We start from the raw sequence: 20,631 nt of genomic DNA on the forward strand, positions 1-20,631 counted from the left end.
ACGTTACCTCCTTGGAATGTTTCTGGCCGCAGTGAAGGCCCACCTTCCGAAGACCGCGAAGAACGCCAGTATCGCCCCCATGACCCCGAGGGTGAACAGGCCGACGACGGCCCCCTCCGTCCCCTGAAGCGGCTGATAGCCCTTGAATGTCAGCATGGCGACTGCAAAGCCGCCGAAGTACGTCAAGGGTACGAGGAACATGTCGAAGAATCCACCGGCGCCGACGAGTATCATGGCCGCCATCACGACGGCGAGGAACGCGTACACATCGTTGGACGCCACCGGTTTCACCATCCACAGCCCGGCGAGGAGGGACGTGACGGCGAAGCCCAGCGGAAAAGCGTACGCCGATGCTCTGCTCTCGATGGGGTATCTCACCCCGAGAAGGGCGCCTAGGAGCATGCCCGCATATATCAGGTACACGAGGTTTTCGTTTCCCCCGCGGGAGTAGGCAGCAACCGCCATTATGAACCCGAGGAAGGAGCCAACCCCCGCCCAGGTGAGGACTGACTTCCAGTTCATCCTTTCACGACCCTGATAGTTATCCTGTCTCCGTCCCTCAGTCCAAGGGCTTCCCTCAGACAGACCGGGGCAACTATCTCGGCTATCCTGGGGGGGTGGACCGTCCGTGATGGAATTACTATCGCTCCCTCAACGTCACCCATCTGAACACGATAGGCTTTGACGTCACCGAAGGTCCTCCCCTCCTTCACGAAACCCGGAAGGATTACGGGTCTAACGCCGCAGAAAGCATCGAACACGGTCTTTGGAAACAGCACCCTGACGTTGAGCGTTCCGGGGTACGGCTCGAATCCCAGGTACTCCCTTATCAGATGGGCGTACTGCCTAACGTAGTACGCGCCCTCGCCTATTCCAGAGATTACCTCGCCGATTATTATGCCGTTGTAAAGGGCCTCCGAAATGGCATCGCAGAGACTCTCAAGGAAGGTCAGGCCCTCGTGGCTGATCTCCACGTACGTTTTCCTCCCGATTACCTCCTTTTCCACGAGCCCCTCTTCCTCCATTTCCTCCAGGAGCCTGAGAACCGACTGGGGAGAGATTCCCAGCTCGTTGGCAAGTTCCCTAAGGGTGATTTTTATCTTTTTTCCAAGCGCTCCCTTTCTGGCGAGCAGTATGAGCATTTCTATCCTCTTCATAGGCCTCCCCTCTTCGATAGCCTGTCGGCGAGCCTGAGCGGCTTTGGATAGCCTCCCTCAAGCAGGGGCTCGATGAGCCTCACCGCAGATTCTAAATCGAGTAAATGGCCGACGCTTACATAAGCTTTTCCCACCTTTCGGAAGTCTTTCTCCGAGACCCCCAGCAGGGGCCTCTTGGCGACCCCTACCACGGGCTTTCCGATAAGCAGACCGATGTGGCAGGCCAGTCCGTATCCCCTGGGATGCGCCTTTCCGTGCCCTTCCACCAGGAGGAGGTCGAATTCCTCCCCTCTGAGGGCCAGCAGGACGGGTCGGGTCTCGCGCAGGAAAAAGAAGGTGGGTATGTAGGGGAAAGGAACCTCAGTTTCAATGACCCTCGTCCTCAAAACTTCGCAGTCTGGGTAAGAACAGAGAACGAAGGCCGCCCTGGCACCCTCCCCTCGGTAGGCAACATCGACCGCCGCGACGGTTTTTACATCCTCCAGTCTGAGCGGTCTTTCCTCTATCCTCGATGCCAGCTTTTCTTGGACTCGTTCGATTTTCCTGAGTTTTCCCTTGAATTCATTAATCACATAATCACCGAATTATGTAATTGTATCATTATTTGTCGGCAATCGCGGTCTCCAGCTTCTCTTCCAGCTTCCTGCTCAGCTTTGCCCTCGTCAAATCCTCAAGGGTTCTCTCAAGGATGTGCCTGGCCTGATCCTGCTTGCCCCTGATGTTCACGAGCCCCTTTGGATACTCAAGCGTCATGAGTTCCTCGTAGATAGCCTCCATGAAACGGTAGACCTCCTCGGCGCCCTCCATATCTCCCTCCAGGAGCAGTATCAGGAAGCGCCTCCGCAGCTCTCCGATGAAGTCGCCTATCCCCAGAGCGTAGTCCGCATGCGGAACCCCCAGCTCGGAGGGGGAGGGGAACCTCCCGTCCGTAATGTATGCAAAGAACAGGCTGGCCTCAACGAACTCCTGATGGGCGCTCTGGACGTAGCCCGTGAAGTATATGTCTGGATGCTCCATGAGCTTTTTCCTCAGGCTCTTTACCTTCTCGCCGGCAAGTTTGAGGCGATGGGAGGCTTTATCGGCTTCGCCGCGATGGAGGGCCTTTATGGCATCCCCGCTCAGGCGAACTATCTCCCTCGTTAGTCTCAGCGCTTCCTCCCTCAGCGCGTCCTTCTCATCCAGCACTGTTCTTATCTCCTCTATGATGGTCTTCAGCTCCATGCCCTCACCGGGGAATGTTAGGAAGAACCGGTTAAAAATGTGGGCCTGGCCATCCCCCACCATCATCGGCAGCCGACGGCACCCTCCGGTGGTCCGGAGACCAGGCCCTGTCCGCCCGGCATCGTCGCACCCCTTCACCGCCGCCCGAACGCTCCGGGGCCCGGGCCACCGGGCGTCGTCGGATGCCGTATGGAGAATTTTCGGGAAAAATTTTAAGGATTTTGGCGTTGATAACCCACGGGAATATTCGGCTCCCGAATTCATGCCGAAAAATATATAAACTGATGAACAGAGCCGTCCATACAGGCCTTGAGGGGTGACGATCATGGCTGAGAAGGTTAGGAACATAGTTGTTGAGGAACTCATGAGGACTCCGGTTGAGATGCAGAAGGTTGAGCTCGTCGAGAGGAAGGGAATCGGCCACCCGGACAGCATTGCCGACGGCATAGCCGAAGCCGTCAGCAGGGCGCTCAGCAGGGAGTACATCAAGAGGTACGGCATCATACTCCACCACAACACCGACCAGGTCGAGGTCGTCGGTGGAAGGGCCTACCCGAAGTTTGGGGGCGGTGAGGTCATCAAGCCGATATACATCCTCCTCTCCGGAAGGGCCGTCGAGATGGTTGATAGGGAGTTCTTCCCCGTTCACGAGGTTGCCATAACGGCGGCGAAGGACTATCTCAGGAAGGCGGTTAGACACCTCGACATCGAGAACCACGTCGTCATTGACTCCCGCATAGGCCAGGGAAGCGTTGACCTCGTTGGAGTCTTCAACAAGGCCAAGGAGAACCCGATTCCGCTCGCCAACGACACCAGCTTTGGAGTCGGCTACGCCCCCCTCAGCGAGACGGAGAGGATAGTCCTCGAAACCGAGAGGCTCCTCAACAGCGACGAGTTTAAGAGGAAGTACCCGGCGGTCGGTGAGGACATCAAGGTTATGGGTCTCAGGAAGGGCAATGAGATAGACATCACCATCGCGGCCGCCATGGTGGACAGCGAGGTTGCCAACCCGGACGAGTACATGGCAGTGAAGGAGGCCATCTACGAGGCCGCCAAGGGCGTCGCCGAGGCCCACACCGAGAGGAAGGTCAACATCTACGTCAACACCGCCGACGACCCGGAGAAGGGCATCTACTACATAACCGTCACTGGAACCAGTGCGGAAGCTGGAGACGACGGTAGCGTTGGTAGGGGCAACCGCGTCAACGGCCTCATCACCCCGAACAGACACATGAGCATGGAGGCCGCCGCTGGAAAGAACCCGGTCAGCCACGTTGGAAAGATTTACAACCTCCTCTCGATGCTCATCGCCAACGACATCGCCGAGCAGGTTGAGGGCGTCGAGGAGGTCTACGTCAGGATACTCAGCCAGATAGGCAAGCCCATCGACGAGCCGCTCGTCGCGAGCGTTCAGGTTATCCCGAAGAAGGGATACCACCTTGAGACCATTCAGAAGCCGGCCTACGAGATAGCGGATGCATGGCTCGCGGACATAACGAAGATACAGAAGATGATACTGGAGGACAAGCTCAGCGTCTTCTGAGCTTCTCCCCTCTTTTAAAAATCTTTGAAAAACTCAGACTGCAGTGTAGCCGTTCTGCTTGAGAACCCTGACGAGCCTCGCCTCTTCGAGGGCAAGGGCGACCTTTTCCTTCTTGACCTTGGCGAGTTTCTTGGCGGCCTCCTTCTTCTGACGGGTCACCCTTATGAGTTTGGCCTCCTCAAGCATGAGGAGCTCCTTCTGCTTCTTCACAACGTGCAACTTCCTCTGGAGTAATTTTAACCTCTCCATTTCGTGTCACCTGTGTCTATATAGAAACTATAGTCCTTAAAAGGTTTTCGCTGAATGCTACATCAGTATTCGACAATTGACGGAAGACAAGGATATAAGCCCATGCGCGTACCAGTTCCGGTGGATGGAATGATAATCGCGGTGAGCGGTACCCCCGGCGTTGGCAAAACCACGGTCTCCAGAATCCTGAGCGAAAGGCTCGGCTACGAATACGTAAGCATAAAGGACTTCGCCCTAGCGAGGGGCATCGGGGAGAGGGTGGGGGACGAAATCGAGATAGACGTTGATGAGCTCTCCCGCGCCGTTGGGGAGGAGTTCTCCGGGAGGGACGTTGTGATAGACGGTCATCTGAGTCACCTGGTTCCTGCCGACGTTGTCGTCGTTCTCCGCCTGCACCCAAGGATAGTTGCCGAAAGGCTCGAATCCAGAGGCTACCCCCGCAAAAAGCTTGCGGAGAACGTTGAGGCCGAACTTGTTGACGTTATCCTCATCGAGGCCCTCGAAGAGAAAGAAAACGTCATAGAGGTGGACACGACCGGCAAAACTCCTGACGAAGTGGCTGACGAGATTCTGTCCCTCCTGAATGGGGGAGTGAGGAAGAGGGTTGGGATGGTTGACTGGAGCGACGCGTACGATGAAGTTCTCCCATATCTGAATCTGGGCGGTGAGGCGGTATGGAAATACTTGCGGTGACAGATATTCACGGCAACGCGAGAATCGTTAGAAAGCTCGCAGAGCTTATCGCTAAAGAGAAACCCGACGCCCTCTTAATAGCGGGCGACATAACCCACTTTTCGAGCGCTGAAACCGCCAGAAAAGTCCTTGAGCCCCTCCTGAATGCGGGCGTTCCAATCCTGGCCGTCCACGGCAACTGCGACGGGAGGGACGTCCCGGAGCTCCTGACGGAACTGGGCATAAACGCCCACAACAGACGGGCTGAGGTCAGAGGAACCGGCATAGTTGGAATCGGAGGCTCCAACATCACGCCGTTCCACACCATATGGGAACTGACGGAGGATGAGATTCGGGGAATACTTGATCGGAACTATCGGGAGGGCGACGTAATCCTCTCCCACGTTCCACCCCACGGAACCGTCGCCGACAGGGTTCATCTCGGCCATCACGTTGGCAGCGGAGCGCTCAGGGAGTTTATAGAGAAGAGGCAGCCCCCGCTGGTTGTCTGCGGTCACATACACGAGGGGAGGGGAATCGACAGGGTTGGGGAGACCATGGTGGTGAACCCCGGCCCGCTCTTCAGAAAGCACTATGCGGTTATAGATTTCGATGAAAAGAGGGGAAAAGCTGAAAACGTTGAGCTTAACAAGCTTTAAACGAGCTTCTTCTCCTTCAGCACTTTCTCCATCCGGTTCATGGCCTCTTCGAGCTGCTCGTAGGCCGTCGCGTAGCTTATCCTGATGTAGCCCTCCCCGGCGCTTCCAAAGGCGGAACCCGGAACGACCGCGACTTTGGCCTCCAGGAGCATCAGCTCGCTGAACTCCTTGCTGCTCAGGCCGGTGTCTTTCACGCGCGGGAAGATGTAGAACGCCCCTTTGGGCTTGACCGTTGGAAGCCCCATCTCGTTCAGGCGCTTCCAGACGAGGTGCCTTCTCCTGTCGTACTCGTTCCTCATCTCCTCGACGGCCTTCCAGCTGCGCTCGTCCTTCAGGGCCTTCGCCGCGGCGTACTGTGCGAACGTAACCGGACAGGTGGCGTTGTACATCTGGAAGCGGGTCATCTTCTCGATTATCCACTCCGGGGCGGCCACAAAGCCAAGGCGCCAGCCGGTCATGGCAAAGGTCTTGGAGAAACCGTTGATGGTGAGGGTCCTCTCGAACATGCCGTCGAGGGAGGCTATGCTGTGGTTCTTGACGCCGTCGTAGACGAAGTGCTCGTAGACCTCGTCGCTGAAGACGATAAGGTCGTGCTCAACGGCGAAGTCCGCTATCTCCTCGATGTCCTTCTTGGTAAGAACCGCACCGGTCGGGTTGTTCGGGGTGTTTATTATGAGGGCTCTTGTTTTGTCCGTAACGTGCTTCTCAAGGTCGTCAACGCTAAGCCTGAACTCGTTCTCCTCGTAGGTTGGAACCTCGACCGGCTTTCCGCCCGCAAGGAGAACCGTTGGGGCATAGCTGACGAACATCGGGCTCGGGATGAGAACCTCCTCCCCCTCCTTCAAAAAGGCCGCGAATCCCATCAGAAAAGCCTGGTTCGCCCCGACGGTCACCATGACCTGGGTCTTTGGGTCAACTTCGATGCCGTTCTGTTCCTTCAGCTTCCACGCGAGGGCTTCCCTGAGCATCATCAAACCCGCGTTCGGCCCGTAGTGGGTCATTCCCTTGTCGAGGGCTTCCTTCGCATACTCCTTGATATGCTCCGGGGTGTCGAAGTCCGGTTCACCGATTCCGAGTGAGATAAGGCCCTCAACACCCTGAGCAAGGTCGAAGAGCTTCCTAATCTCAGAAGGGTTGACGAGTTCCAGCCTGTCGCTCAGCGCCATAAGCATCACCAAAGGATTTTGGGAACAATGTTTATAACTTTACCTCAACGAAAAGATGTTCATCGAAGTGCTTAACGGTTCATTGGTGAACAGCAAATCGTCCGAGGATCAGCAGGTCAAGCTTTGCCTTTCTGAACGTCCTCAGTGCGTCCTCCGGCGAGCATACTATGGGTTCGCCGTGCATGTTGAAGCTCGTGTTCAGCACCGCGCCCAGGCCCGTCTCCCGCTCGAAGGCTTTGATTACGTCGTAATAAGCCGGATTGACTTCCTTCCTTACGGCCTGAGGTCTGGTCGTCCCATCCACGTGAACGACGGCTGGAGCGGCTTCTCTGAACTCCTCACTCGCCGTGTAGCTCATCGTCATAAACTCGTTGGGCATTCCATTGAGGTCTTCGAGGTACCCTTCGGCTTTCTCCCACAGCAGGGAAGGCGCGAACGGCTGGAAGACGTCGCGCTTCAGGGCAACGTTGAGCCTCTCTTTGATCCCCTCGTTCCTCGGGTCGGCTAAAATCGAGCGGTTGCCCAGGGCCCTCGGTCCGAACTCCATCGCCCCCTGGAAGAATCCGACCAGCCTGCCCTCAGCGAGGGCGTCCGCGACGAGGCCCGGGACGTCATCCACCTCCTCGAACTCAACGCCCTCCCTCTTCAGGAATCCTTCAACTCCTTCCCTTCCGTAGGATGGGCCGAGATAGACGTGCTCAAGTTTGAAGGGCCTCCACTTCCCGTCGAGCCTCTCGAACTGGGCCTTCACAAAAACCGCGGCGCCGAAGGCCAGACCGCCGTCGTCCATCGCCGGAAAAACCCACAGGTTATCGTCCCCGAGGATATGCCTCAGCACAGCGTTGGCCTTTACGTTCTGGGCGACTCCGCCCGCGTAGGCAACGGGGAGTCCCTGCCCGTTAAGCCCGAGACCGAGCTCCTCAATCAGCCTTTCCAGATGCGCCTGGGCGCTGGCGGCTATCTCTATGGCCTTCCTCTGGAGCTTACCCTCAAGCTTTCCGAGCTTCATCTGGAGGGCGATATCCCTGGCGTGTCTGAGAGGATAATCAAAGAGCTCTGCGAGCTTCCTCGTCGCTTCAACCCCGATTACCCCGAGATGGTTGTCGAAGCTCAGTCCGTTCAGTTCTATTATTGAGCTCAGGTCGTAGACTGGTCTCCCATATGCCGCGAGGCTCATGACCTTGCCCTCGTGCCGCATGGGCTTGAATCCCAAAAGCTCGGTAACGGAGGCGTAGAAATCCCCGAGGGAGTCGATGTAGGTGCTCTGGGCTATCCTTACCATCTCCCCGTCTCTCGCCACGTATATCGAAGAGCTCAGTCCGTCCCCCGCGGCATCAATGCTCACGGCGAGGGCATCACGCCACCCGGAGGTGTAGTAGGCCGATGCCGAATGGGCAAGGTGATGCTCGACAAAGAGGACCTTCCTCTTAAACTCGGGGCCGAAGAGCGCACGGAGGTTCTCTTCAAGCTCAAAAAGGCGTTTCTGCTTTCGGAATATACCCGCCACGGCTATGATTTCAACGTCCTCTGGTCCGGCCCCCGCCATCTCTAGGACTTTCCGCACGCTCAGGACCGGGAAGCCCCTGTACTTCTTGATCCTGTTGAGTCTTTCCTCGTTAACGGCGAATACTCTGTCCCCGTCAATGAGTACTGCACCCGCATCGTGACCGTCGTGGATTCCGAGTATCATGATGGCTTGTTGGAGGCCGGTTTTTTAAACGTTGGGAAGGGAAGGATTTAAAAATCCCGGGGGTTAACGTGCATTGGAGGTGATAACATGAGGAAAGTACTGGCGGTGTTAGCGGCCTTAATGGTAGCCCTCCTCCCCCTTGCCGGAACAGTTAGTGCATCGGGAGGGGGCATCACCTCCGCGACTATAGCGTGGTACTACCTGTACCTCCACCAGCAGGACAAGTTCAACGAGCTCTACAACCTCAGCGTTCAGATGAACGTCAGCAACGAGACCCTCCAGGAAGTGTGGAGCCTCTACGAAAACGCAACCGCCGAGTACAGCAATGCCACTGCGTTCGGGCTTGCCCCAGGAAAGTCCGCAGGAGTCAGGTGGCTTTCCGCAATGGTTCACATAAGGAAGGCTTATCTTTACATGAGCCAGGCCGTTGAGCTCCTTGAAGAGGCGCTCGCACCCTTTGAGAACCAGACCGCCTGATTTTCTTTTTTATAATTCTTTGATTTTGATAAAGTGTTAAAGAAAAGGTCTCAGTAGGTTCTGGCGAACCTCGCCACGAATTTTGCCTCCCTGCCGCAGATCGGGCACTTTTTGCCTTCGGGAGCTTTGGCCTTCTCCTCGGGGTATGGCGTTCCAAGCATCTTGGCGTCGAGTATCTCCTCCATCTCAAGTCCACAGCTCTCCTCGCCGCACCATGCTATCTCAACTATTCCGCGCCTGTCCTCGAAGACGGCCTTGGCCTCCTCGATGGTCTCAACGCGCTTTATGTGGCTCTCAAGGAACTCCCTGGCGCGGAGGTACAGGTTCTCATGGATTGCATCGAGGGTTTTTCTGACTTCATCAACGATGGCATCACGCTCAACCGTGATCTTCTCAAGGGTGTCGCGCCTCGCAAGAACTGCCTTCCTGCCGGCAACGTCCCTCGGGCCGACCTCTATGCGGAGGGGAACCCCCTTGAGCTCCCAGTCGTAGAACTTCCTGCCCGGTCTTATGTCGCGCTCGTCAACGTGGACTCTGAGACCTGCAGTCCTCAGTTCCTCCGCTATCTCCCTTGCGTAGGCGAAGACGTCAGCCTCGGCGTCCTTCTTGGGAATCGGCACGACAACGACCTGTATCGGGGCCACCGTTGGGGGCAGAACCATCCCCCTGTCGTCGCCGTGTATGGCTATAACCGCTGCTAGAAGGCGCTCGCTCATTCCGAACGTCGTCTGGTGGGCGTACTCGTGGTCCCCGCTCTCAGTCTCGTACTGGATGTTGTACGCCTTCGCGAAGTTCTGGCGGTAGTTGTGCATGGTTCCTATCTGGAGAGTCCTGCCATCGGGCATCATGACCTCTGCTCCGAGGGAGTAGTAAGCGCCTGGGAACTTGTCCCAGTCGGGCCTCTTGGAAACGATGTATGGAATGGCGAGGAACTTTGCGAGCCTGTCGAATATCTCAAGGTCTTCCCTTATCTGCCTCTCAGCATCCTCAAAGCTGTCATGGGCCGTGTGGGATTCGAAAAAGCGGCTTATCTCCCTGACACGGATTAAGGGCCTCGTGTGCTTGGTCTCGTAGCGATAAACGTTAACTATCTGGTAGATTTTGAAGGGCAAATCTGCGTGTGAGCGGATCCACAGAGAGAACATTGAGTACATAGCGGTTTCGCTCGTCGGGCGAAGGATGAGCCTGACGTCGAGGGGGTCGTGGCCGGCGTGGGTAACCCAGAAAACCTCACCCTCAAAGCCCGCTATGTGCTCGGCCTCCTTCTGGAACTCGGTCTCGGGAATGAGCGCCGGGAAGAGAACCTCCTCGTGTCCGGTTCTCTCCATCTCGGAATGTATGAACCTCTCAATACTCCGCATGATTTTCAGCCCGTACGGGAGCCAGATGTTCATTCCCTTGACCGGATAGCGCTTGTCCTGGATTCCAGCCGTTTCAATCAGCTCGTTGTACCACTCGCTGAACTCCTCGCTCCACTTCTTCCTCTCCACCTTACCCATCTACACCACCTAAAGGGAGAAACCGGAAAAGTTTTTAAGTTTTCCCGGTGCCGGGCTGAAATTTTGACAAATTTCATGCAAAAACCTTATTAGGGTCGTTTCGATAACCATCTTAAGGTGATACCATGAGGCCGAGGGTGGCCGTTCTCTTTAAGATGAAGAGCAAACCGGTTGAGGAGCTAAGAAAATACGCGGACGTCGAATTCATTCTGTATCCCGACGTTGATGAACTGAAGGAACGAATAGGAGAATTCGACGCGGTGATACTCTCTCCCCTGAACCCGTTCCCCTGTGAGGTCATCGAGAGGGCCGATAGGCTGAGGGTGATAAGCTGCCATTCAGCAGGCTACGACCACGTTGACGTTAAAGCGGCAACGGAGAGGGGGATATACGTCACTAAAGTTGCGGGCGTTCTCAGCGAGGCCGTTGCGGAGTTCGCGGTCGGCCTCACGATAGCGCTCCTCCGGAAGATAGCCTACTCCGACAGGTTCATCCGTGCCGGAAAGTGGGACTCCCACAGGACGATATGGGGCGGCTTCAGGGGGATAGAGACAGTCTATGGAAAGAAAGTTGGAGTCCTCGGGATGGGCGCCATCGGGAAGGCCATAGCGCGGAGAATGAAGGCGATGGGCACGGAGATACTCTACTGGTCCCGCTCTCAGAAGCCCGATATCGAAAAAGAAGTTGGGGCCAGATACATGCCGCTCGAAGACGTCCTGAAGGAGAGCGATATCGTGATTTTGGCCCTTCCCGCCCTGCCCGAGACATACCACATCATAAACGCGGAGAGGCTGAGGCTATTGGAGGGCAAATACCTCGTGAATATCGGCCGCGGAACGCTCGTGGACGAAAAGGCCCTCGCGAGGGCCATCGAGGAGGGAAAGCTGAAGGGCTACGCGAGCGACGTCTTCGAGAACGAGCCGGTTCAGGAGCACGAGCTGTTCAAGCACGAGTGGGAGACCGTCCTAACGCCCCACTACGCCGGCCTTTCGAAGGAGGCCATGGAGGACATGGGATTCCAGGCGGTTAAGAATCTCCTCGCGATTCTCCGCGGCGAGGTTCCGGACACCCTGGTGAACCGTGAGGTGGTCGAAATTCGCCCTCCTGAGAGGGTGAGGATGCTCTGAGGTGATTGTGATGCTCGTTGAGGAACTGAGGGAAATAACCGGGATTCCCGGTATTTCCGGCTATGAGGAAAGGATACGGGAAAAGATAGCTGAGTGGCTTGAACCCTACGCCGACTACACGGTTGACACCATTGGAAACCTCGTCGTTGAGCTCGGCGAGGGCGAACTCAAGGGCATCTTCATGGCCCACATGGACGAAATAGGACTTTTGATTACCGGGATAAGGCCGGACGGAAAGCTCACCTTCAGAAAAATCGGTGGAATAGACGATAGACTTCTCTACGGCAGGCACCTCGACGTTATAACCGAGAACGGAAAGCTCGACGGCGTCATCGGGGCACTTCCGGTGCACCTCAACCTTGAAAGGAAGTTCGACACGGTTCCCTGGAGCAAGCTGGTCATCGATATCGGCGCCGGGAGCAGGGGGGAGGCGGAAGCACTTGGAGTCAGGGTGCTGGATTACGCGGTCTTTAAGAAGCACTTTGCCGTTCTCAACAACCGCTACGTTTCAACCCGTTCTCTGGACGACCGCTTCGGTGTCGTCGCACTGGTTGAGGCAATAAAAGACCTCGTTGACCACGACCTCGATGGAAGGTGGATTTTCGCCTTCACAGTGCAGGAGGAAATAGGTCTCAAGGGAGCGAAGTTTCTGGCCGAGCATTACACTCCAAAGTACGCCTTTGCTGTAGACTCCTTTGCCTGCTGCGGTGATATAACCGGAGACGTAAGGCTCGGCGGGGGTGCTGTGATAAGGGCCGTCGATAACTCCGCGATCTATACAAGGAAGCTCGCCAGAAAGGTTGCCGGGATAGCGTCGAGGAACGAGATTCCCCTTCAGGTGGGCGTCACAGGCGGCGGAACGGATGCATCCGTGTTCCAGGGTAAGAGTGAGGTCCTCGCCCTGAGCGTTCCGATAAGGTACCTCCACAGCGAGGTCGAGACCCTCCACCTAGCGGACCTTGAGGCATTGATAAAGCTTATGGAGGCGATAGCCTTCGAACTGTGAGCGTTCAATCAATGACGGAGGTGATCCCTTGCTCAAATACGTTGGCTACTTTGCGGTTGGAGTATTCATCGGCATCCTTGCGGCCCTCTTTGGTCTCGGAGGTGGATTCTTGATAGTCCCAACGCTGAACTTCCTCGGCGTCGAGATACACCACGCCGTCGGAACTTCCAGTGCGGCAGTCGTCTTTACCTCCCTCAGCTCCGCGATAGCGTACTCAAGACAGAAGAGAATACACTACAAGGTCGGCCTCCTGCTGGCCTCAACGGCCGTAGTTGGTGCATACATCGGCGCGTGGATGACTTCCTTTATAAGCGCCGCCCAGCTGAAGGTCATCTTCGGTCTCGCCCTCGTTATAGTTGCCGTCAGGATATACCGCAAGAAAACCGCAGAGCCGAGTGAGGTTAAGCTTGAGGAAGTGAAGGTCAACTACAAGCTTGTGCCGGTTGGTGGCTTCTTCGCCGGAATTGCCAGCGGTCTCCTCGGCGTCGGTGGGGGAATAATCAACGTGCCCTTCCTGACGTACCTCGGCCTGCCCATACACTACGCGGTGGCTACTTCAAGCTTTGCAATAGTCTTCACCGCAACCGCTGGAGCGCTCAAGCACTACGCCATGGGCAACGTGGAGACCCAGTGGCTGGTCCTCCTCGTCCCGGGCCTCATCATCGGTGCCCAGCTCGGTGCGAGGATAGCGAAGAGGACGAGGGCGAGCAGCCTTAAGAAGGCCTTCGCGGTCCTCATGGCCCTCTTGGCTCTGAGGATGATACTGAAAGGTCTCGGTCTTCCGGTTCCGTGAGTTCTCCTCTCCTTCTTTCCTTCAGATAAGCCGCCCCAAGGAGGAGCGTTGCAACCATCATGACCAGCCACGCAATCACCAGAGGCCTATCATAGGGATAATAGAGCTCTCCCGTCAGGATGTGCAGTAGAGAGACTATAAGCAGCATTACGGACAATGTGAACCCAATGAGCCCACCAATAACAAAAAGCACTATGTTCCCGCTTCCGTAGCCCATCTCACCCCCGAGCGCAAGCTCGGCGCGATAACCGATTACGGCCGCTGAGATGAGGACAACCCCAGTCAGAAGAAGGTTCACGGGGCTAAGTTTTCCCCTCCCCCACTCATACAAGCCGTAGGCAAGCACCAGCAGCAATCCTCCAGCGGCGGAGCCGAGCCAGACCGAAAGGTCCTTGTAAAAGCCGTAGGGTGCGTCCCAGTTGGCGAAGGTTATCGAGCCCGGCTGGGTTATCACAAAGACGAGAAGCACCATCAGCCAGTACTTTTTCCACCCCATTTTCATCCATATTCCTACGGCTTCAAAGTTCAAAAATTTTTTGGCTGAAGTTGTAATCGCCCGGCTAAATTATATAAACCTTCCCGGGGATACGGGGCCGATGCGGAATGCTTAACCCAGTGATGGCCGTTTTAATCGGTGTCCTCATAGGAACGATAGCGGGTCTGTTTGGTGTTGGGGGCGGGTTCCTCATCGTTCCCTCGCTGGTGTTCCTTGGACTGCCCGTTCACGTGGCCATTGGAACCAGCCTCGCGTGCATAACGATAAGCTCTCTAGCCTCAGCCTCCGCCCACATCCGAGCAGGCAGGGTTCTCTATCGGGTGGCCTTCCTGAAGGAGGTTTTCTCAATTCCCGCCGCGGTAATGGGCGCGTACCTCTCGGGGATACTGAACTCAAACGTTCTGGAGGCGGTGTTTGGCCTTCTCCTAATCTACGTTGCCTACGTCTTCGTCAGGAGAAGCGATGTACGAAACCGTGGGGAGGCTCTGAGGATAAACTATAGAAAGGTTCCGCTGATCGGTGCCCTCTCCGGCCTGACCTCCGGACTTCTGGGGGTCAGCGGGGGCGTACTGAACGTCCCCCTCTTCCACACCCTCGCGGGCCTCCCAGTAAACTACGCGGTCGGAACGTCCAGCCTCGCCCTGTTCTTCACGGCCCTGGTAGGAACGGCCACCCACCTCACACTGGGCCAGGTGGACCTTCAAACGGCGCTCCTGCTGTCTCCGGGTCTCATAATAGGGGCCGCAGCTGGGGCCAGGTTGGTTCCGAGGCTTCATCCAAGGCGGTTCAAGATACTGTTCTCCGTGCTTCTGATAATGGTCGCGGTGAGGCTCCTCCTCAGGGCACTCAAAGGTTTTTAATCTCCTCGACTAGTTCCTCTGGGGAAGGACATGAAAGAAGTGTTCGAGAAAATCAGGGCCGAGTACGGGGTCGAGATAGAGGATGAAAACGACATGACGAACGCGTGGAAGCTCGTTGAGACCCTCAAGGATAGGGGGTGGGTGGTGTACATCATCACCGCCAGGGGACGCGAGCAGGTCGATGCGTGGCACCCGAACTACGGAAGCCTATACGCCCAGTTCGGTGAGATTCCGCATTTTAGGAACGTGGTGGAGGGGATATGTGCCACAGCCCTCTATATAAGGGAGCTTGAGAAGAATGGAACGCTCTGAAACGTTCGTTCCATCGGAGTCCTCAAATAGGTTGGGCGCCTAGCGTTCATCGGTGATGCCCATGAAGGGGATGAAGGGCTTTGCACTGGCTCTGGCAACCCTGCTCCTTGGCAGCGTAATACCGCTGGGCCTGGCTGAGAGCAACAACACCACCGGATCGTACACCGAAGTGGCAGTGGACAACGGCACCAGGGAGATGGTGATAGCGGGTCAGCTGATTGACCAGCTTCAGAGGCTGAGCAAGTTCGCCGAGGACAAGATAGAACCTATAAAGGACAGGCTGCCCGAGAACTCGACGATACTAACCCACTACGAGCTAGCAGAAGACTACAAGAAAAAGGCGGTGAGTGAATACGAGGCCGGCGACTACTACAACTCGATACTCGACAGCCTCACTGCCATGCACCACTATAAGGTTGCCCTCTCAGCTCTCAAGGAGGGTAAAGAGAAGGTTCAGGATGTAAGGGAACGCATCAAAATGGAAATCGAGCGCATGACGGAGTACTTCAGGTTCGTTGAAAAGACCATACGGCTGGCGGAGAACCAGGGGATAGACGTGAGCAACCTCACCGCACTCTACAACGAGACCAAGGATGCCTACAAAGTTGTGCTAGATGACCTTAAGGCAGGGGACTACGAAAAGGCGAGGGCAGACTATGAAGTCGCCAAAGAGAAGAAAGCCCTCCTCGACGAGGAGCTGAGAAAGGTCCGCGAGGAGCTCGCCTACGCAAACGCTGAGAAGATTGTCAGGGACTTCCTGATCAAGGGTGAGAAGGGAATGGAGATAGCTCAGAAGGCAATCGAAGTCGGGGAGAGGAACGGCTACAATGTGACGGAGCTTCAGGAGAGGCTCGATGCTTTCTCGGAGGTTTACAGCCAGGTCAAGGCTCTCGCCGACGAGGGGGAGTGGGAGGACGCTCTGACCGTCATGAAGGATAACCGGGGAACCATAGCTGAGTTCCACAACGCCGTTGAGTTCATACTCAGGAAGGTTCGCGAGAGGGAGCTCGATGAAAAGCTGAAGGACGTCCGCGCTTTCCTCAGGGAGATGAACGACAGGATTCAGAAGGACGCGAAGGCGCTCCGCGAACTCAAGAGCAGGGGCGTCGACACCACCCGGGCAGAGGTTGGGCTGAAGGTGGCCGCCCGGGAGCTCAGGATAGGCGTCGGGCTTCTCAAGGCAAAGAAGCCCCTCCAAGCCAAGGCCCACTTCGCGATAGCACTGGACATGCTCCACAGGGTGGATGAGTTCATACTCGCCCACTCCTGACCTTTCCTTTTTAGTTATGGAGGGATGCTTAAATGAGACTAAAATGGGCCCCAATCCTCATGCTGATAACGCTCATCCTCCTGCACGGGGTTAGTGCCTATACCGTCTCATCCCTGGTTTTGACGGTTTACAATGACGGCTACGTCAAGGTTGAATACGAAATCCTGCCCGCGGAGTATTCCTCCCAGATTGAACTTCCCCTCCTCGGCGACCATTACGAAAACGTTATCGTTGAAGATGGGAACGGAAACCCCGTAAACTTCCGACTTGAGAACGGAAGCCTCCTCATATATTCCGGGGACGCCGGCATAGTCAAGGTCTCCTACTATACCCCCGACCTGACCGCGAAGGAAGGCATGGTGTGGACGCTTCACATCGCGACCAACGATTCCTTCACTGTAGTACTGCCTGAGAACGCCATAGTGGTCGACCTGAGCGATATACCGCTTGAGATAGCGGGGAACTCGATAACCATGCCCCCCGGAAACCAGAGCGTCTCCTACACGCTCAACGGCAGAGGTAGAGGGGCTGGCAGTGAAGGTGGAACGGAGAGTTCGGCGTATCTGCTAATCCTGGCCGGTCTTGGAGTGCTCGGAGGTTTCGCCTACGCGCTCTGGAGAAGGAAAGGTGGAGGAAAGTCAATGCCGACCCGCGAGGAGTTCCAGGCCAGGCTTGAGAACCTCGACCTCAACGATGAGGAGAAGCGCGCGTTGCTCTACATCTTCGACAAGGGCGGAAAGGCCAGTCAGGCGGAGGTTCGTGAAGCGATAGGCCTGCCCAAAACCACCGCATGGAGGATGTTCAAGCGCCTTGAGAGGAAGGGTCTGGTGAAGGTTCTTAAGGGCAGGAAGGAAAACTGGGTGGAGCTCAGGTTCTGAGCTCCCCTTGGTCACCTTATCCCTGCTCCCAGCTTTATCTCCTTGTCAGGCATCAGCAGAGCCACGTTCTCGCCGTCGTCGGCTGCTAAGAGCATTCCCTGGCTCTCTACTCCCCTGAGCTTCTTGGGTTCAAGGTTCGCTATGATGACCACGTAGTGGTTGAGCAGCTCTTCCGGCTTGTAGTACTTCTTCAGCCCCGCCACGAGCTGCCTGACTTCGTCCCCAAGGTCAACCTTGACCACGTAGAGCCTGTCGGCGTTGGGGTGGTCGCTGACCTCGATTATCTTTCCAACCCTCAGGTCGACCTTCATGAAGTCATCAAAGCTTATGTACCCCATGCTTTCACCACCTTTCTCCTTTTTCTTCGCCTCCTCCTTCTTCGAAGCTTTTCCGGGCTTTTCAGTTTTAGGCCCGATTTCATCCCCGTAGATGCTCTTAAGGATTGCCATCGCCTCTTCCCGCTTGGCATCTCCAAAGCGCTCGAATGCAACCTTCACTACATCGTCCCGCTTGTAGTATTTGTCAAGGAGCAGCTTGGCGCTCTTGGGATTGCCCCGTGCTATGTAGTTCACGATGAAGTAGATGATGTCCTCGTCGGTCACCTTCTTGAACATCGGGCTGGCCTTTCTAACGCGGTGTCCGGCTGGAATCTCGGTGAACTCCCAGCGCTTGAGCTCCTCAAGGTTGAGGAGGTGCCATATCTTCTCGCTCGCGTCCGGCAGGAACGGCTCAAGGAGGATTCCGAGGGCCTTGACTATCTGGAGGGATATGTTCACTGTGGTTGCCGTCCTTACGCGGTCGGTCTTGGCGGTCTTCCACGGCTTCTGGTAGTCGAAATAGCGGTTGCCGAAGATTGCTAACTCCATGACCCGCTTTAACGCGTCCTTGAACTTATACTTGGCTATCAGCTCCCCGGTCTCATCGAAGGCCCTCTCGATTTCCTCTAGGGCCTGCCTGTCGAGGTCGTCCAGCTCGCCTCTCTCCGGCACAATTCCATCGAAGTAGCGGTTGGCGAAGGTCATCGCCCTGTGGACGAAGTTTCCGAGGTTGTTCACCAGCTCCTCGTTTATCTTGCTCTTGAAGTCGGCGAAGCTGAAGTCGCTGTCGCGAGTTTCAGGCATTATGGCGGTGAGGTAGTAGCGCAGATAATCCGCCGGGAAGGCGTCGAGGAACTCGTGGACCCAGATGGCCCAGTTCCTGCTTGTTGAGAACTTCTTGCCCTCAAGGTTCAGGTACTCGTTGGCGGGAATGTCGTAGGGGAGCAGCCACTCCGCCTGGACTTCCTCATCTCTATACTCGCCGTAGGCCATCAGGAAGGCCGGCCAGAATATGGCGTGGAAGGGCACGTTGTCCTTGCCGATGAAGTGAATAATCTTCGTCTCACCGTCGAGGTTGAGCCAGAACTTCTTCCACTCTCCTTCCTTCCCGGCGCGCCTGAGGGCCTCGATGGTTATGGAGATGTAACCGATTGGCGCCTCGAACCAGACGTAGAGCACCTTTCCTTTAACGTCCTCATCGTCGAGGGGGACGGGTATTCCCCAGTTGAGGTCCCTCGTCATGGCCCTCTCTTCAAGGCCCTCGTTAATCCAGCCGAGAACGGTGTTCCTGACGTTCGGCTTCCAGTGTTTCTGACCTTCCACCCACTCCCTCAGCCTTTCCTCGAAGTTCTGCATGCGGATGTAGTAGTGGGCGGAGTCTTTTGTGGTGATGGGATTGCTGCACAGGTTGCAGCGTGGGTTTATGAGTATCTCCGGGGTCAGCGGGTGGCCGCAGACCTCACACTGGTCGCCGCGCTGGTTTTCGGCGCCGCAGTAGGGGCAGGTGCCTATCACAAACCTGTCGGGGAGGAACATTTTATCGTGCTCGCAGTAGGCCTGCTTGGTGACCTTCTTGACGAGGTGGCCGTTCTCAAGTGCCTTGAGGAAGAATTCCTGGCTCAGGCGGTAGTGCACCGGTAGCTCGGTCCTGCCGAAGTAGTCAAAGCTTATCTTGGCCCTCTCGAAGGTTGTCTTTATGTGCTCGTGGAACTCGTCAACTATCTCCCTCGGGCTTCTTCCCTCCTTCAGGGCGCGGAAGGTTATCGGGGTCCCGTGTTCGTCGGTTCCGCAGATGAATAAGACTTCCTCTTCCCTGAGCCTTAGATAGCGCACAAAGATGTCCGCTGGAAGGTACGCTCCTGCCAGGTGTCCCGCGTGAATCGGACCGTTAGCGTAAGGAAGAGCAGACGTTACCATGTACCTGACCATTTTAACCACCGTCCCGGCAATGGGTCTAGAGCCTTATAAGACCTGCGGGTTTTAAACATTACGGTGGGTTATTTTTAAATGGTTGAAATATGTTGAGTTATGCATAAGCACGAACCAAAGGTTTTAGTTTGGAGGGCATCCATGATCAGTGGTGAATATTATGAGATCCAGAATCATCGAGCGCTTCAAATTTGAAGCTGCACATGCCGTTCTGATCAACGGAAAGCCGGAGGAGATACACGGCCATACATTCAGGCTTGAGGTGGCCGTGGAAGGCCCTCTGAAGAACGGCTACGTGATGGACTTCCTTGAACTGAGGAGAATCGTGAATGAAATCATCGGGAAGCTCGACCACAGGAATCTAAACACTCTCTTCGAGAACCCGACGACCGAGAACGTGGCTCTGTGGATTGCAGAAGAGGTGGAGAAAAAACTGCCCGATGGTGTCAGGCTCAGGAGGGTAGCCCTCTGGGAGGGCGAGGAAAACGGGGTGGAGTTTGAGTTCTGAGAAACTTTTTTATTCATGTACCCCTAAGAACCATTGGTGAGGGTAGTGGAGAACGTTGCTGAGAATCCCCCTTCAGCCCTCAAAGAAAGGCTTTTACGCGAATTACTGGCTGAAGAGGAGTTCCTAATGATGGTGGAAGAGGCCAAAAAAACCGCGCATATTGGAATGTTTGGAAAGGGTAAGGCTGAGGACTTTTTTAAGGCGAAGCTTGAGGTGTATGAGGGTTGACTCGACAAAGATTTTGACCCTGTGAGAGGCGTCATTAAGTCTGTCCCAGTGGAGTTCTGGCAGGAGAACCGTTAAAATGCATGGCTAATTTCCCTTCACCTTCACTTCCCGCACACTCTCTGTGAGCGCCATTCCGTTGGTTCCCTTCTCGAAGGAGAGGCCATCGGGCAGCGACACCTTCACCGGCACGGCCCTTTCTTTCTCCTCGCTGGGGGTCCAGTTTATCAAATCGCCCTCCTCAACGTCGAGCGTTTTTATCAGCCCCACCGGTCCCTCTATTATGTACTTGGCCGGCTCCTTCGGAGCGTAGAGCCGCCATTTCCGGGCGGTCTTAAAGTCCACCACCCGTCTCGCGGAGTCCAGCCAGATTACGTCTATGTCGCTCAGCATGAAGAAGGTGTGGATTGAGGCGTTGGCCTTTGTCTCGGCGGGAAGAACGAAGACAAGGGCATAGTTGATATTCCTGAGGAGCATTAATCCCCTAAACCGTTTGAAGAAGCTGTCGGCAAGCTTGACTCTCCCGTGCCATGTTCTGCCTTTGGTCTCGTTGATGAGCATAGTAGAAGATAGAAAT

General features: G+C 55.8%; 24 protein-coding genes. 13 read left to right on the forward strand and 11 right to left on the reverse strand.

All coding sequences use genetic code 11. The features are described from left to right. Positions 1 to 3: 3 nt before the first annotated feature. The 4 genes from E3E51_RS04640 to E3E51_RS04655 are packed head-to-tail and all read right to left on the reverse strand — an operon-like array spanning position 4 to position 2,378. Positions 4 to 522, reverse strand: a complete 519-nt coding sequence (locus E3E51_RS04640) for a hypothetical protein (RefSeq protein WP_167911930.1) — start codon at positions 520 to 522, stop codon at positions 4 to 6. Further along, positions 519 to 1,157 carry a DUF120 domain-containing protein gene (locus E3E51_RS04645; protein WP_167911931.1) on the reverse strand — a complete coding sequence of 213 codons (639 nt, stop codon included), beginning with the start codon at positions 1,155 to 1,157 and terminating at the stop codon, positions 519 to 521. The genes E3E51_RS04640 and E3E51_RS04645 overlap by 4 nt, the downstream gene beginning before the upstream one ends. Continuing rightward, positions 1,154 to 1,729: an endonuclease V gene (locus E3E51_RS04650; RefSeq protein WP_167911932.1), complete on the reverse strand. Its 576-nt coding sequence runs from the start codon at positions 1,727 to 1,729 to the stop codon at positions 1,154 to 1,156. Before E3E51_RS04650 ends, E3E51_RS04645 begins: the two co-directional genes overlap by 4 nt. A 28-nt stretch (positions 1,730 to 1,757) precedes the next feature. After that, positions 1,758 to 2,378 carry a haloacid dehalogenase gene (locus E3E51_RS04655; RefSeq protein WP_167911933.1) on the reverse strand — a complete coding sequence of 207 codons (621 nt, stop codon included), beginning with the start codon at positions 2,376 to 2,378 and terminating at the stop codon, positions 1,758 to 1,760. 325 nt (positions 2,379 to 2,703) lie between these two features. Here E3E51_RS04655 and E3E51_RS04660 point away from each other — a divergent pair, with 325 nt between their 5' ends. Further along, positions 2,704 to 3,921: a methionine adenosyltransferase gene (locus E3E51_RS04660; RefSeq protein WP_167911934.1), complete on the forward strand. Its 1,218-nt coding sequence runs from the start codon at positions 2,704 to 2,706 to the stop codon at positions 3,919 to 3,921. 33 nt (positions 3,922 to 3,954) lie between these two features. Here E3E51_RS04660 and E3E51_RS04665 read toward each other — a convergent pair whose 3' ends face one another. Continuing rightward, complete coding sequence (locus tag E3E51_RS04665; RefSeq protein ID WP_167911935.1) at positions 3,955 to 4,170, reverse strand: hypothetical protein; 216 nt, start codon at positions 4,168 to 4,170, stop codon at positions 3,955 to 3,957. Between the two features lie 129 nt (positions 4,171 to 4,299). Between E3E51_RS04665 and E3E51_RS04670 the strand changes: the two genes are divergently transcribed. Further along, a complete protein-coding gene (locus E3E51_RS04670; protein ID WP_167912151.1) occupies positions 4,300 to 4,863 on the forward strand; it encodes an adenylate kinase family protein in 564 nt (187 codons plus the stop codon). Then, positions 4,845 to 5,501, forward strand: coding sequence for a metallophosphoesterase (locus E3E51_RS04675; RefSeq protein ID WP_167911936.1), 657 nt, complete (start codon positions 4,845 to 4,847; stop codon positions 5,499 to 5,501). Before E3E51_RS04670 ends, E3E51_RS04675 begins: the two co-directional genes overlap by 19 nt. Here the strand turns inward: E3E51_RS04675 and E3E51_RS04680 are convergent. Continuing rightward, positions 5,498 to 6,667, reverse strand: a complete 1,170-nt coding sequence (locus E3E51_RS04680) for a pyridoxal phosphate-dependent aminotransferase (protein WP_167912152.1) — start codon at positions 6,665 to 6,667, stop codon at positions 5,498 to 5,500. The two genes, E3E51_RS04675 and E3E51_RS04680, sit on opposite strands and share 4 nt — an antisense overlap. Before the next feature lie 79 nt (positions 6,668 to 6,746). Then, a complete protein-coding gene (locus E3E51_RS04685) occupies positions 6,747 to 8,357 on the reverse strand; it encodes a carbamoyltransferase (protein ID WP_206204478.1) in 1,611 nt (536 codons plus the stop codon). Between the two features lie 87 nt (positions 8,358 to 8,444). On the opposite strand from E3E51_RS04685, the gene E3E51_RS04690 reads away from it, so the two are divergent. Next, entirely contained in the window at positions 8,445 to 8,834 is a 390-nt protein-coding gene (locus E3E51_RS04690; protein ID WP_167911937.1) for a pyrolysin, read from the forward strand. Positions 8,835 to 8,884: 50 nt separating this feature from the next. Here E3E51_RS04690 and proS read toward each other — a convergent pair whose 3' ends face one another. Beyond that, on the reverse strand, positions 8,885 to 10,333 hold the full coding sequence (proS, locus tag E3E51_RS04695) for a proline--tRNA ligase (protein ID WP_167911938.1): 1,449 nt from the start codon (positions 10,331 to 10,333) through the stop codon (positions 8,885 to 8,887). 125 nt (positions 10,334 to 10,458) lie between these two features. On the opposite strand from proS, the gene E3E51_RS04700 reads away from it, so the two are divergent. From E3E51_RS04700 to E3E51_RS04710, 3 genes are read left to right on the forward strand one after another with little or no spacing between them, the layout of a single operon-like run. Beyond that, positions 10,459 to 11,460, forward strand: a complete 1,002-nt coding sequence (locus tag E3E51_RS04700) for a 2-hydroxyacid dehydrogenase (protein WP_167911939.1) — start codon at positions 10,459 to 10,461, stop codon at positions 11,458 to 11,460. A 10-nt stretch (positions 11,461 to 11,470) separates the two neighbouring features. Beyond that, complete coding sequence (locus E3E51_RS04705) at positions 11,471 to 12,466, forward strand: M42 family metallopeptidase (RefSeq protein WP_167911940.1); 996 nt, start codon at positions 11,471 to 11,473, stop codon at positions 12,464 to 12,466. A gap of 28 nt (positions 12,467 to 12,494) precedes the next feature. Then, positions 12,495 to 13,259, forward strand: a complete 765-nt coding sequence (locus E3E51_RS04710) for a sulfite exporter TauE/SafE family protein (RefSeq protein ID WP_167911941.1) — start codon at positions 12,495 to 12,497, stop codon at positions 13,257 to 13,259. On the opposite strand, the gene E3E51_RS04715 is transcribed toward E3E51_RS04710, so the two are convergent. Continuing rightward, complete coding sequence (locus E3E51_RS04715; protein WP_167912154.1) at positions 13,201 to 13,755, reverse strand: hypothetical protein; 555 nt, start codon at positions 13,753 to 13,755, stop codon at positions 13,201 to 13,203. The genes E3E51_RS04710 and E3E51_RS04715 overlap by 59 nt on opposite strands. Before the next feature lie 107 nt (positions 13,756 to 13,862). On the opposite strand from E3E51_RS04715, the gene E3E51_RS04720 reads away from it, so the two are divergent. The 4 genes from E3E51_RS04720 (at position 13,863) to E3E51_RS04735 (ending at position 17,075) form a co-directional block, all read left to right on the forward strand. After that, positions 13,863 to 14,615 carry a sulfite exporter TauE/SafE family protein gene (locus E3E51_RS04720; RefSeq protein WP_167911942.1) on the forward strand — a complete coding sequence of 251 codons (753 nt, stop codon included), beginning with the start codon at positions 13,863 to 13,865 and terminating at the stop codon, positions 14,613 to 14,615. A 30-nt stretch (positions 14,616 to 14,645) separates the two neighbouring features. Further along, a complete protein-coding gene (locus E3E51_RS04725) occupies positions 14,646 to 14,927 on the forward strand; it encodes a hypothetical protein (protein ID WP_167911943.1) in 282 nt (93 codons plus the stop codon). 61 nt (positions 14,928 to 14,988) lie between these two features. Next, positions 14,989 to 16,197 carry a hypothetical protein gene (locus E3E51_RS04730; RefSeq protein WP_167911944.1) on the forward strand — a complete coding sequence of 403 codons (1,209 nt, stop codon included), beginning with the start codon at positions 14,989 to 14,991 and terminating at the stop codon, positions 16,195 to 16,197. A 32-nt stretch (positions 16,198 to 16,229) separates the two neighbouring features. Continuing rightward, entirely contained in the window at positions 16,230 to 17,075 is an 846-nt protein-coding gene (locus E3E51_RS04735; protein ID WP_167911945.1) for a helix-turn-helix domain-containing protein, read from the forward strand. A gap of 11 nt (positions 17,076 to 17,086) precedes the next feature. On the opposite strand, the gene metG is transcribed toward E3E51_RS04735, so the two are convergent. Further along, the gene (gene metG, locus E3E51_RS04740; RefSeq protein WP_167912155.1) at positions 17,087 to 19,321 is read right to left on the reverse strand and encodes a methionine--tRNA ligase; all 2,235 of its coding nucleotides are present in this window, start codon (positions 19,319 to 19,321) and stop codon (positions 17,087 to 17,089) included. Between the two features lie 160 nt (positions 19,322 to 19,481). On the opposite strand from metG, the gene E3E51_RS04745 reads away from it, so the two are divergent. Together E3E51_RS04745 and E3E51_RS04750 are read left to right on the forward strand one after the other, a co-directional pair. Continuing rightward, on the forward strand, positions 19,482 to 19,829 hold the full coding sequence (locus E3E51_RS04745) for a 6-carboxytetrahydropterin synthase (protein ID WP_167911946.1): 348 nt from the start codon (positions 19,482 to 19,484) through the stop codon (positions 19,827 to 19,829). A gap of 36 nt (positions 19,830 to 19,865) precedes the next feature. After that, positions 19,866 to 20,057, forward strand: coding sequence for a hypothetical protein (locus E3E51_RS04750; protein WP_167911947.1), 192 nt, complete (start codon positions 19,866 to 19,868; stop codon positions 20,055 to 20,057). An 84-nt stretch (positions 20,058 to 20,141) separates the two neighbouring features. On the opposite strand, the gene E3E51_RS04755 is transcribed toward E3E51_RS04750, so the two are convergent. Beyond that, positions 20,142 to 20,615: a DUF192 domain-containing protein gene (locus tag E3E51_RS04755; protein ID WP_167911948.1), complete on the reverse strand. Its 474-nt coding sequence runs from the start codon at positions 20,613 to 20,615 to the stop codon at positions 20,142 to 20,144. Positions 20,616 to 20,631: the final 16 nt, after the last annotated feature.

Source organism: Thermococcus sp. 21S7, assembly GCF_012027615.1.
Classification (GTDB): Archaea; Methanobacteriota_B; Thermococci; order Thermococcales; family Thermococcaceae; genus Thermococcus.